Raw genomic sequence first — 11,475 nt, forward strand, 5'->3', positions numbered from 1 at the left:
GCGTATCCCTATGCGCTGCCAACCAACGAGATAAGGTGTGCGATCACTTGGTTTGCAGTGACCCCTTCAGCTTGTGCGTGGTAGCTGCGAAGCAGGCGGTGGCGCAATACAGGGAATGCCATCGCTTGAACATCTTGTGGAGTAACATAATCGCGGCCAGCAAGCCAAGCGTGAGCGCGAGCACAACGGTCTAACGCGATGGTTGCACGCGGGCTAACACCCATGTCTAACCATTGATCAAGTTGGTCGCTGTATTGTTTAGGTTGGCGAGTCGCCATTACCAGTCTGATTATGTACTGCTCAATGGTGTCTGCCATGTGAATGTTGAGCACTTCTTGGCGAGCTTCGAAGATAGTTTGCTGAGATATCTCTTGTGGCTGAACAGATTCGTTGCCTTGAGCTTCACCGCGGTTGAGTCGCAGGATCTCAAGCTCACTCTCCATATCTGGGTATTCAACTTCAAGGTGAAGTAAGAAACGGTCTAGTTGGGCTTCTGGCAGTGGGTATGTGCCTTCTTGCTCAATCGGGTTCTGTGTTGCCATCACCAAAAACAGTTCAGGTAGCGCATAGGTTTTTCGACCGGCAGTGACTTGTTTTTCTGCCATCGCTTCCAACATAGCCGCTTGAACTTTCGCCGGAGCACGGTTGATCTCATCCGCTAGAATAAGCGAGTTGAAAATTGGGCCTGATTGGAAAGTGAACTCCCCTGTCTCTGGTCGGAAAATATCGGTACCAGTCAAGTCAGCAGGCAGTAAGTCTGGCGTAAATTGAATGCGGTGGAAATCCCCTTCAACGCAATCAGCCAGTGATTTTACGGCGCGGGTTTTTGCCAACCCCGGAGGCCCTTCAACGAGGATATGACCATCCGCTAAAAGGGCGATCATCAGTTGCTTAACGAGCTCTTTTTGACCAATAATTTGAGACTCTAGATAGTTTTGAAGGACTTCGAAATTTGTTTTGTGCATTTTGGACTCTCTGGGTATCCATTTGATTTTTATTTTGAGTATTGGTCACTGATTACTAGGAAAAAGTTCCAGTACATTTGCGTAATTTATTTTTTCAAAATTGGAAATATTAACAAGTGTTTAGCTAAAAACATCGTTAGGTTGTGATTATTACCATATCAATTGGTTTTTATATACAAAAGCTCGACGGTGGAGAGTGGTTTGAGTTCGGTTAGATCTGAGGGCTGAGAGCTAAAAATCGACTCTCGACAATGCGGTGTTTGTCTAGTTAATTCATGTTTAATGTGAATGTTTTTAAATGTTACATCATATTTGCAATTTTTTGAGAGAAAAGTCTCTAGTTTTATTAGTTGTGGCCGATACATCACTCAGATTGTGCATTGCTTGTTGGAGTGCACTAAAAAAGTCCTGTTCAGGGTATACCAATAACGAGCGATTCTTTTTAAAGGTCCAAATATGTTTAAAACTAACTCTCTGAGTATCAAGCAAAAAGTTGTACTTGGAATTACCTTTGCGGTTCTTGCATCGACAGTGATTGTCGGCGCGATGGCACAACAACAAGCAAGAGATGTATTAAGCCATCGATTGATCGATATTGAACTTCCAGGAATGCTAGAGCGAATCAATGGCGAGATTGATCGTGAAGTGTCTCAGCTATTGCTAGCAGCGGAGCAAATTGCTTCAAATGAATTTATTTCTGATGCGATTGAATCGACCGATCGCGATCCTGCACTAGAGAACAAATTGGTCAAACAGCTGAATAATGTTCGTAACCAATATCAGTTAAACGATGCTTCAGTGGCGAACCGTCAAACGGCTTACTATTGGAACCAAAATGGTTTCCTGCGTCAGTTAAACCAACAGCAAGATGGTTGGTTCTTTGGCTTTACGCAATCTGGACAGCCGACTATGGTGAGCATGTTCCAAGAAGCTAATGGCGAAGTGAAGATGTTTGCTAACTACCAACAGCCTTCAGGTTTGGCGATGTCAGGTCTATCAAAATCGATGGATGACATGGTTAACCTACTCAATGGTTTTAAGATTGAGAATACAGGCTTCGTATTCTTAACCGATAGCCAAGGTGATGTTCAAATTCACCGTGAACGTTCACGCAGCGATTCTTCACTTCAACAACTTTACGGCCCTCAAGCCAGTCAGCTACTGAATAAGTCAGGCTTCAACTTGATTACCACTGAAAGCCAAGGCCAAGAGCTGTTCGTTGCGAGTTTATACGTGTCGTCGATGGACTGGTTTGTCATTGGTGTGGTACCAACAGGCGAAGTATTTGCTGAGCTAGATGAGACGGCACAAAAGATGCTGATCATGACGGCGGTTGTGGCATTAGCGTTTATCCTAATGGGTGTAGTACTGGCGAACAGTATTACTCAGCCGATTAAACTTTTGGCTAAGCGTTTCGGCGACCTAGGTGAAGGCGACGGTGACCTTGCGCAGCGTATCGAAGTGAAAGGCAATGATGAAATCGCTCAGCTTTCAAAAGGCTTCAATGGATTCATTGAAAAGATTCACGAGTCGATGAAAGAGGTGTGTTCGACAAGCCAAGCGCTTCAAGTGGCAGCAGAGAGTGTTTCTAATAAAGCACATATCACCCATGACAACAGCCAAGAGCAACGTGATCAAACCCTTCAAGTGGTTGCTGCCATTAACCAAATGGGTATGACCATCAGCGAGATTGCATCGAACGCGGCAACCGCAGCTGAAACGGCAACACAAGCTTCGGGTAATACTGAAGTTGGCCGCTCTGTGGTTAACAAAGCAAAAGATGCGATTAGCCGTTTGGCGCAAGACATCGAAAGCACCGGGCAGGTAGTAGAGCAACTGGCTTCTACTACTCAAGATATTGGCTCTATTCTGGGTGTTATCCGTGATATTTCTGAGCAAACCAACTTACTTGCATTGAACGCTGCGATTGAAGCTGCGCGTGCCGGTGAGCAAGGTCGTGGGTTTGCAGTCGTTGCGGATGAAGTTCGTAACCTAGCAAGTCGTACTGCGGATTCAACGGAAGAAATTCAGAAGATGATCAACCAACTGCAAAGCGATGCGAAAGATGCGGTAACGGCAATGAGTGCAGGTAAGGTTATTACCCTTGAGGGTGTATCTGCATCGGATGAAGCGGTAGACGTATTGGGTGGTATCTCAGACCGTATCGTTGATATTACTGACCGTAACACGCAAGTTGCTACGGCAACGGAAGAGCAATCGACCGTGGTTCACACCATCAACCAGAACATTGAAGAGATCAACGCAATCAATGAAGTGACAACCGGTACTGCTGAGCAACTTGCAGAGGCGAGCCAAGAGCTTCGTGACTTGTCTTCTCGTCTAGATAAGATGGTTGGTTCGTTTAAGCTTTAACCCTTTCAAGCTGTAACATGGCTTAGATAGCGGTATAGACTAAGAGCTGGATTCATTTAATCATGAATCCAGCTCTTTTTATTTTGTGGTTTTGTTTCTTTCTAACTGACCTTAGCTTGATCTGGTTTCGGGCTTTGCTTTCAATCAACCTAGCATCACAGAGCGGAAATGAGTAAAATCTGATTAGGTTTAATATTTAGGTAAGTATCATGAGCGATTTTGAAAAAGAACTAGAGCAGATGACTCAAGAGATGGGCGATGAGCCTGAGGTAAAACTACCATCACTTGAAGAGCAAAAAGCAATTGTTGCTGAGTTCAAGCGATTAGAAGCGGAAGGCAAACTGACACCTGAAGTGTTAGAGAAGCATTTTGGCCAGTTCAACAAACAGAATGATACGCCAATTCACTAATTTGATTTAGATAGGTTTCATGTCTGAAAGAAGTGATATTAGCGGTTGGGTTTATAGCCTGACTAACAGATAAAGGTCTAGCGGTTGCTAGACCTTTTTTATCGCCGATAGCGAAACACGAATGGCTGACTGACGAACTATTCGATGTTAGTGAAACTTGTCTCCCACACATAAAAAATCCCCCTTACAAAGTAAGAGGGATTCGATATGGGCAAGTTATATCCTAAAAAGACGAACTGATTAGTCTGTGCCGTATTCTTTGTACAAACGACGACATGCGCGGCCATCGCTGTGGAACAGGTGACAACGGTGTGCTGGAATACCAATCGCCAACTTGTCACCTGATTCGATTTTCAACGTGTCTGGCTGGCGATAGATAACATCAGCATCAGCACTTTCAAGGTTTAGGTAAACCTGAGTTTCGTTACCTAGTTTCTCTACCATCATCACGTCAGCTTCAATCGTCGCGTCACCTGATTCAGCAGACATCAAGTGTTCAGGGCGAATACCCAGAGACATACGATCGCCAGCATTAACTGTCGTCCCGTCAACAGGAATCCAGAAAGTCATGCCATTAGAAAGTTGTACCAACACGCGTTCTGCTTCAGCTTGCTCGATGTGAACTGACATGAAGTTCATCTTCGGCGAGCCAATAAAGCCCGCAACGAAACGGTTTTGAGGGTAGTGGTAAAGGTCAAGCGGCTTACCGACTTGAGATACATAACCACCATCAAGAACAACGATCTTATCCGCCATTGTCATCGCTTCCACTTGGTCGTGGGTAACGTAGATCATCGTGCAACCAAGTTGACGTTGTAGCTTAGTGATTTGTGAACGCATTTGAACACGCAGCGCAGCATCTAGGTTAGATAGCGGCTCATCCAGTAGGAATACGTTAGGTTGAGAAACTAGAGTACGACCAATCGCAACACGTTGACGTTGACCACCAGAAAGTGCTTTAGGTTGACGCTCAAGAAGGTGACCAAGCTGAAGGATTTCTGCAGCATGCTCAACACGCTTGTCGATTTCAGCTTTGTTTGCGTTTGCTAACTTAAGGCCGAAAGACATGTTGTCGTATAGGTTAAGGTGAGGGTAAAGCGCGTAAGATTGGAATACCATACCTACGCCACGCTTTGATGGCTCAACGTCGTTCATGCGTTGGTCGCCAATGTACAAATCACCAGACGTAATGTCCTCTAGACCTGCGATACAGCGTAATAGCGTCGATTTACCACAACCTGATGGTCCAACGAATACTACGAACTCACCTTCGTTGATGTCTAAGGTTACGTCCTTAGAAATCTGTACATCACCATATGATTTATAAACGTTTTTTAACGTGACACTCGCCATCTAGCTTGTCCTCGATCGATCAAATTTTAAGTTTTACTGCTTATCATTATAAGAAATTTTTGGGTCAGCAGTAACTGTAGGAATGGGTAAGTATTGAGTGAGTAAGAAAAAAGTGGGTGAGACTTGGCTTCTTTAACCAAGCCCACCCGTCATAGCCAAACTGATGTCCATTTCCCCCACATCCAGCTAAACCTCCCCCGTGATTCAATCACAGATTTAGCTCGATGCTAATAATAAGACACCAGCGAGCAGTGAAGCCAACTAAATGAATAATGCGTCAACGCATAACACTTGCCGGTAAAGGGTTCTTACTATCCACTCTTGGATGACTGCAGTTTCGGTGAATTAGCGTAAGGGTACATCCTCCTAATGGAAAATTAACTAGGGGGAGTAGGAGGGGAGGAGTAGATAAATGGGGTTATCCTCAATTGGCGATCCAGTTCAAATAAATCCACCACATAACGGTGATGTTGATCACGATGACTATACGTTTTGTGATTTCAGTCTCTAATCTGACCGGATGGCGATCACGAATTTAAGCCATAATAGCTAGGGCGTAGTGGCTAGGATGATGAGCTATGGTCTGTTTTCTCAGATCATAACCTCCGAAAACTGGCTCGTCTTGGTAGATGTGCCCTACGTATAAATATAAAAAGGATATTCACATGAAAAACGCTCTAAGCGCTGTAGCTCTAGGTACAATAGTTGCTCTGGGTTCTTTTGGTGCAAATGCTGCTATCGAAGAAGGACAACTAACAATCTGGGTAGGTGGTGACAAAGCTTATGAAGGCATGGCTGAAGTAGGTAAACGCTTCGAAGAAGATACTGGTGTTAAAGTAACCGTTGCTTTCCCTGATAAGCTAGAAGAGAAATTCCCTCAAGTAGCAGCAGCTGGCGATGGCCCAGACATGATCTTCTACGCTCATGACCGTTTTGGCGGCTATGCAGAAGCAGGGCTTCTTGTTGATATCAAACCTTCTAAAGAAACTAAAGAAGGTATCGTAGACTTCGCATGGGACGCTGTTTCATACGAAGGTAAAACAATCGCATACCCTGTAGCGGTTGAGTCAGTTTCACTAATCTACAACAAAGCACTTGTTCCTAACCCTCCTAAGTCTTGGGAAGAAATCCCAGCACTTGATGCTGAACTTAAAAAAGATGGCAAAAAAGCGATCATGTGGCCTCTACGTGGCGGCGCTTACTTCACATGGCCTCTACTTGCAGCTGACGGCGGTTACGCATTCAAACAGACTGCAGAAGGTTACGACATTAAAGATGCGGGCGTAGCGACTGACGGTGTTCAGAAGTCTCTAGGTTTCATCGAGAAGATGGTACAAGACAAAGTTATCTCTGCAGACATGGATTACTCAGTTGCTGAGTCTGAATTTGTTGCGGGTAATGTTGCAATGACAATTAACGGCCCTTGGGGTTGGGAAAACATCAAGAAAGCTGGCGTAGATTACGGCGTAACAACGTTACCTAAATTCAACGGTAAAGCGTCTAAACCTTTCGTTGGTGTATGGGCGGGTGGTATCAGCACTGCTTCTCCAAACCGCGACCTAGCTGTTGAGTTCATGGAAAACTACCTACTAACTGATGAAGGTATGAAGAGCCTAAACGACGACAAGCCACTAGGTGCAGTTGCTCTTAACTCTTTCCAACGTCAACTAGACAGCGATACTCGTATTGCAGCAACAATGGACAACGCGATGAACGGTGAAATCATGCCTAACATCCCTCAGTTCACAACATTCTGGTACAGCATGGAAGAAGCGATCGGCAACGTAGTTGACGGCCGTCAATCAGTAGACCAAGCACTAAAAGCTGCTGAAGGTCGCATGACTAAGTAACAACCAAGCACTACCTTTTAAGGAGGGGGTAACCTCTCCTTACTTTTCTATTTTTTATCTATATCGCTAGCAGGTTCCTCTATGCAGTCAGTTCAAGGTACAGATGCTATCCCAGCACCATCAAGCCTTCCAGGCAGTAAAAGCGTCTTCATCAAATGGGGGTTGCTTGGTAGCGTTGGCTTAATAAACGGCTACGCTACAATTCTAATGTATTCTCGCGGTGAGCTCGCTTTTGCGCTGCTTACAGTGATCTTAACGGCTTTGGCACTTTACATTTTTGGTAGTAAGAAAACTTACGCCCACCGTTATATTTACCCAGGTATTGCCGGAATGATCTTGTTCATTCTTTTCCCATTGGCATACACCGTAGGGCTTGCGTTTACTAACTACAGCGCGAAAAACCAGCTTTCTCTTGAGCGTACTCAAACCGTTCTTTTAGACCGTTCTTTCCAAAGCGGTGAGAGCTACCCATTCACTTTGTACAAGACAGATGATGGTCACCAGATCGTCGTAAAAGATGGCGACCAGCTGTTAGCGACTGACGTATTTTCTCTAGACAATATGACAGAAACCGAGATGGACTTATCTGTCATCGAGTCTGCGCAAGGTGAAAAAGAGAAGATCAAAGCGATCATCCAAAACCGAGCAGCGATCAGTGGTGTTGATTTCAATCTACCGGACGGTGGTGACATCCGCATGAGTGGCTTACGTAAGTTTGCTTCTGTTGCTCCGCTTTACACCCTTCAAGACGATGAAGAAACGTTAATCAACAATGAAACGGGTGAAGTTCTCAAGCCAAATATGGATGTGGGTTTCTACCAGCCTGTTGATGCAAACGGTGAGTTTACGGGTAATACCATCTCTCCCGGTTTCGTGGTTAGCATTGGTACACATAACTTTGAGCGTGTATGGAAAGATGATGGCATTAAAGAACCATTTATCAGCATCTTTATTTGGACGGTTATCTTCTCGGTATGTACCGTAGCGTTCACGCTAGTTATCGGTCTTGTACTGGCTAACATCGTGCAATGGGAAGAGTTGAAAGGTCGTTCTATTTATCGTGTTCTACTGATTCTGCCTTACGCCGTCCCTGCGTTTATCTCGATTCTTATCTTTAAGGGTTTATTCAACCAAAGCTTTGGTGAGATCAACATGGTGCTAGAGAATATCTTCGGCTTAAGCCCTAACTGGTTCTCAGACCCGATTCTTGCGAAAACCATGGTGTTGATGGTTAACACATGGCTCGGTTTCCCTTACATGATGATTCTATGTATGGGTCTGCTTAAAGCGATTCCTGATGATTTATACGAAGCGTCAGCAATCGATGGTGCGAACTTCTTGGATAACTTTAAGCGCATTACGTTCCCATTGATGATTAAACCGCTTACACCGCTATTGATTGCAGCGTTTGCCTTTAACTTCAACAACTTCGTAATGATTCAACTATTGACGAACGGTGGCCCGAACATGATTGGTACTTCTGAGCCAGCGGGTTACACAGACTTGCTTGTAAGCTACACATACCGAATTGCATTCGAAGGCGGCGGCGGTCAAGACTTCGGTCTAGCAAGTGCTATCGCAACGCTTATCTTCCTATTGGTTGGTGCACTAGCGTTACTAAACCTTCGTTTCACTAAACTGTCTCAAGATTAAGGAGCACGACAATGGCTATGGTACAAGGTAAAGGCCTTAAATACCGAGTGTGGGCAACACATGCAGTGTTGTGGTGCTTCTTGGCAATGATTATCTTCCCACTACTGATGATCATCGCGATCTCGTTCCGTGAAGGTAACTTCGCAACCGGTAGTTTGATTCCAGATAACCCGTCATTGGAACACTGGAAGCTAGCATTAGGTATGTCAGTGACGAACGCAGATGGCTCGGTAACGTCACCTCCGTTCCCAGTACTGACTTGGTTGTGGAACTCGATCAAAGTGGCGGGTGTTACATCGATTTTAATCGTGGCACTGTCAACGACATCGGCTTACGCATTTGCTCGTATGCGCTTCAAAGGTAAAGAAACTATCCTGAAAGCGATGATGATTTTCCAAATGTTCCCAGCAGTACTGGCTCTAGTAGCAATCTACGCGCTGTTTGACAAACTTGGTCAATACATTCCGTTCTTAGGCTTGAACACACACGGTGGTCTAATCTTCTCTTACCTAGGTGGTATTGCACTGCACGTATGGACGATTAAGGGTTACTTTGAAACGATTGATAACTCTCTGGAAGAGGCAGCAGCCCTTGATGGTGCAACGCCTTGGCAAGCATTCAGACTGGTTCTACTACCGTTGTCTGTGCCAATCCTAGCGGTTGTGTTTATCCTGTCATTTATCGCAACAGTTGGTGAAGTACCAGTAGCATCTATACTACTTACAGATGTGAACTCTTATACGCTAGCAGTAGGTATGCAGCAGTACTTATACCCTCAGAACTACCTATGGGGTGACTTTGCGGCAGCGGCTGTACTATCAGCACTTCCGATTACTATCGTGTTCTTACTTGCTCAACGTTGGTTAGTTGGCGGTTTGACGGCAGGTGGTGTAAAAGGATAAGCTGTACTCTATAAGAAAGAAAAAGAGTGACCGTTAGGTCGCTCTATATTGGCATTTTTATTACATCATTTGGTTTGGCCGCCGATCAGTAATAAAAATAACCCTCAGGTTACGCATAGCTGGCTACTAATCAGGTTCCTTACGCTATTAATGATTAGTGGTTTTTGTAACTCTAACCCAGGTATTTACTTGGGTTTTTTTATGCCCGCTACTTTTTGTTTTGTCTTTGTGTCTGCTTTACTCGTCAACTCTAGTATCCATCACCGTTATTGTGCTGATAAGCGCTTTAATATTAAAAGCTTCGAGTCACTTCTCTCCTACACATTTCTTGACTCATTCCTCTTACTTGAAGGCGTGAACGAGTCTCACAAATCAGACACTCAGTATAAGGGGCTGTTGATCTATTGATATATTGCTAATAATCCAATGCGTGATACTTCAATGATTTGTATGCAACAAATGATGAAATTGCACAGAAAGTGCATATAGAAACGGGATGTGGCTGTGAGTTTTAAATGGTTATAACTCAGGGATATGAAACTACACTGGAGTTATAGTTGAGAGCTAATGATCAAAACGCCGGGATGGATGAACATAGAATGGGTAGCTACAGAATGTGGATAATGAGTTCTAGCTGCTAGAACTCTTTGCTTGAAGGTGCGCAACCTAAATGCTGCAGTAATACATAGATGCTCTCTTGATCGAGTGCGACACGACGAAACAGATCCGCAAACGTTGGGTCGCCGCCGAAGCACGTCTGGATATAGTGGTTGATTTCATTGCTGTCGTAGCCTTCGACGTACAAAGTTCTAACCCATTGATACTCAACAGCCTTCAAATTGTTCAGTGTAGATTCGCTAAGAGTGGGGCGTGTGACGCTCAAGTGTGGCTCCGGGAAATTTAAGTACATCCATTATGATTGGCGGTATTTAATCAGAGCAAAATGACGACTTTATTACAGTCAAAATAAATCAGTGAACAAGTACCGATTCATTGCCACCTTTGGCTGGGTATCACGCTCTTATTGTCTGTATTGGGTGTGCAGCGGATTTGGCTGTGTAGAGCACGAAGGTATCAAATAGATCAATGCCAAGCAGGTGCTTGGCATTGTAATAGGGTTTGCAGGGGAGGAGCTGGTGGACCTTACTTAAGGTACTTCACGTGAGCTTCCATCTCTTCACCAATCTGTTTTCGCATGTTCATTAGGCGAATAGCCGAATCTCGTAATTCGATGTCTTCTGGCGTCTCTGGTATCCACTCTGGCACTTTAGTCGGGTTACCATTCTCATCGACAGCGACCATAATAACGATACAGTGAGTTGTTAGGCGGTTATTGAGCTCTTTAGGGTCGCTGGCTTGCACGTCGATAGCGATATGCATTGAAGATGAACCTGTATAGATGACCTTTGCACTTACTTCCACAAGGTTGCCTACGTGAATTGGAGCAACGAATCGAATTCCGCCTGCATAAGCTGTTATACAGTATTTACCGCTCCACCCTGCGGAACAAGCGTAGGCTGCTAAATCGATCCACTTCATTGCTGCCCCACCATGAACTTTACCACCAAAGTTCACATCCCCGGGTTCAGCTAAAAAACGCAGAGTAACGTCTCGTTTGCCATCTTGTCGGCTATTGCTACTGCTCATCTATCTTCCTTCATTATTATTTTGCTGCATAACATGCTTGTTACTTACTAATAACAATATACTTAAGATGACATAAGTTAAAGCGGATAATCTCACGGTTAAGACAATTTTTTTCAAACAGATGATCAGTTGATGAATATCGGTGTTTAAAGGTGTATGAGGCGAATGGCAAACATGGATGAAGTCATAGCAAGCAAAAGATTAGAAATACTGATTAAGTCACTAGATAGGTCGATTACAAAAAAAAACACCTAGCGCAATGCTAGGTGATCCGCACCAGCAGTTTTGGACACTGAGTTAAGTGAGTACAATCACTAATGAG

Annotated in this window: 9 protein-coding genes; 5 read left to right on the plus strand and 4 right to left on the minus strand. The window is 44.4% G+C overall.

Going from position 1 to position 11,475, the window contains the following annotated elements; translation table 11 throughout:
- Positions 1-8 precede the first annotated feature (8 nt).
- A complete protein-coding gene (locus tag ACED45_RS14000) occupies positions 9-965 on the minus strand; it encodes an AAA family ATPase (RefSeq protein ID WP_048662416.1) in 957 nt (318 codons plus the stop codon).
- A gap of 456 nt (positions 966-1,421) precedes the next feature.
- Here ACED45_RS14000 and ACED45_RS14005 point away from each other — a divergent pair, with 456 nt between their 5' ends.
- Together ACED45_RS14005 and ACED45_RS14010 are read left to right on the plus strand one after the other, a co-directional pair.
- Complete coding sequence (locus tag ACED45_RS14005) at positions 1,422-3,338, plus strand: methyl-accepting chemotaxis protein (RefSeq protein WP_048662415.1); 1,917 nt, start codon at positions 1,422-1,424, stop codon at positions 3,336-3,338.
- A gap of 209 nt (positions 3,339-3,547) precedes the next feature.
- On the plus strand, positions 3,548-3,748 hold the full coding sequence (locus ACED45_RS14010) for a hypothetical protein (RefSeq protein WP_010431457.1): 201 nt from the start codon (positions 3,548-3,550) through the stop codon (positions 3,746-3,748).
- Between the two features lie 240 nt (positions 3,749-3,988).
- Here ACED45_RS14010 and malK read toward each other — a convergent pair whose 3' ends face one another.
- A complete protein-coding gene (gene malK, locus ACED45_RS14015) occupies positions 3,989-5,101 on the minus strand; it encodes a maltose/maltodextrin ABC transporter ATP-binding protein MalK (protein WP_017060047.1) in 1,113 nt (370 codons plus the stop codon).
- A gap of 665 nt (positions 5,102-5,766) precedes the next feature.
- Here malK and malE point away from each other — a divergent pair.
- The 3 genes from malE (at position 5,767) to malG (ending at position 9,506) form a co-directional block, all read left to right on the plus strand.
- Complete coding sequence (gene malE / locus ACED45_RS14020; protein ID WP_048661042.1) at positions 5,767-6,951, plus strand: maltose/maltodextrin ABC transporter substrate-binding protein MalE; 1,185 nt, start codon at positions 5,767-5,769, stop codon at positions 6,949-6,951.
- A gap of 81 nt (positions 6,952-7,032) precedes the next feature.
- Positions 7,033-8,604, plus strand: a complete 1,572-nt coding sequence (malF, locus tag ACED45_RS14025) for a maltose ABC transporter permease MalF (RefSeq protein WP_017060049.1) — start codon at positions 7,033-7,035, stop codon at positions 8,602-8,604.
- 11 nt (positions 8,605-8,615) lie between these two features.
- Positions 8,616-9,506 (plus strand): maltose ABC transporter permease MalG, encoded by an 891-nt coding sequence (gene malG / locus ACED45_RS14030; RefSeq protein WP_019822930.1) that lies wholly within the window; start codon positions 8,616-8,618, stop codon positions 9,504-9,506.
- A gap of 637 nt (positions 9,507-10,143) precedes the next feature.
- Here the strand turns inward: malG and ACED45_RS14035 are convergent.
- On the minus strand, positions 10,144-10,416 hold the full coding sequence (locus ACED45_RS14035; protein WP_048661044.1) for a hypothetical protein: 273 nt from the start codon (positions 10,414-10,416) through the stop codon (positions 10,144-10,146).
- A gap of 233 nt (positions 10,417-10,649) precedes the next feature.
- Complete coding sequence (locus ACED45_RS14040) at positions 10,650-11,153, minus strand: acyl-CoA thioesterase (RefSeq protein ID WP_019822926.1); 504 nt, start codon at positions 11,151-11,153, stop codon at positions 10,650-10,652.
- Positions 11,154-11,475: the final 322 nt, after the last annotated feature.

This window comes from Vibrio crassostreae, assembly GCF_041439375.1.
GTDB lineage: Bacteria > Pseudomonadota > Gammaproteobacteria > Enterobacterales > Vibrionaceae > Vibrio > Vibrio crassostreae_D.

What these genes read in the sequence shown, in the direction of transcription:
- ACED45_RS14000 (WP_048662416.1), bottom strand. Translation starts at nt 965, where the DNA reads ATGCACAAAACAAATTTCGAAGTCCTTCAAAACTATCTAGAGTCTCAA.
- ACED45_RS14005 (WP_048662415.1), top strand. Translation starts at nt 1,422, where the DNA reads ATGTTTAAAACTAACTCTCTGAGTATCAAGCAAAAAGTTGTACTTGGA.
- ACED45_RS14010 (WP_010431457.1), top strand. Translation starts at nt 3,548, where the DNA reads ATGAGCGATTTTGAAAAAGAACTAGAGCAGATGACTCAAGAGATGGGC.
- malK (WP_017060047.1), bottom strand. Translation starts at nt 5,101, where the DNA reads ATGGCGAGTGTCACGTTAAAAAACGTTTATAAATCATATGGTGATGTA.
- malE (WP_048661042.1), top strand. Translation starts at nt 5,767, where the DNA reads ATGAAAAACGCTCTAAGCGCTGTAGCTCTAGGTACAATAGTTGCTCTG.
- malF (WP_017060049.1), top strand. Translation starts at nt 7,033, where the DNA reads ATGCAGTCAGTTCAAGGTACAGATGCTATCCCAGCACCATCAAGCCTT.
- malG (WP_019822930.1), top strand. Translation starts at nt 8,616, where the DNA reads ATGGCTATGGTACAAGGTAAAGGCCTTAAATACCGAGTGTGGGCAACA.
- ACED45_RS14035 (WP_048661044.1), bottom strand. Translation starts at nt 10,416, where the DNA reads ATGTACTTAAATTTCCCGGAGCCACACTTGAGCGTCACACGCCCCACT.
- ACED45_RS14040 (WP_019822926.1), bottom strand. Translation starts at nt 11,153, where the DNA reads ATGAGCAGTAGCAATAGCCGACAAGATGGCAAACGAGACGTTACTCTG.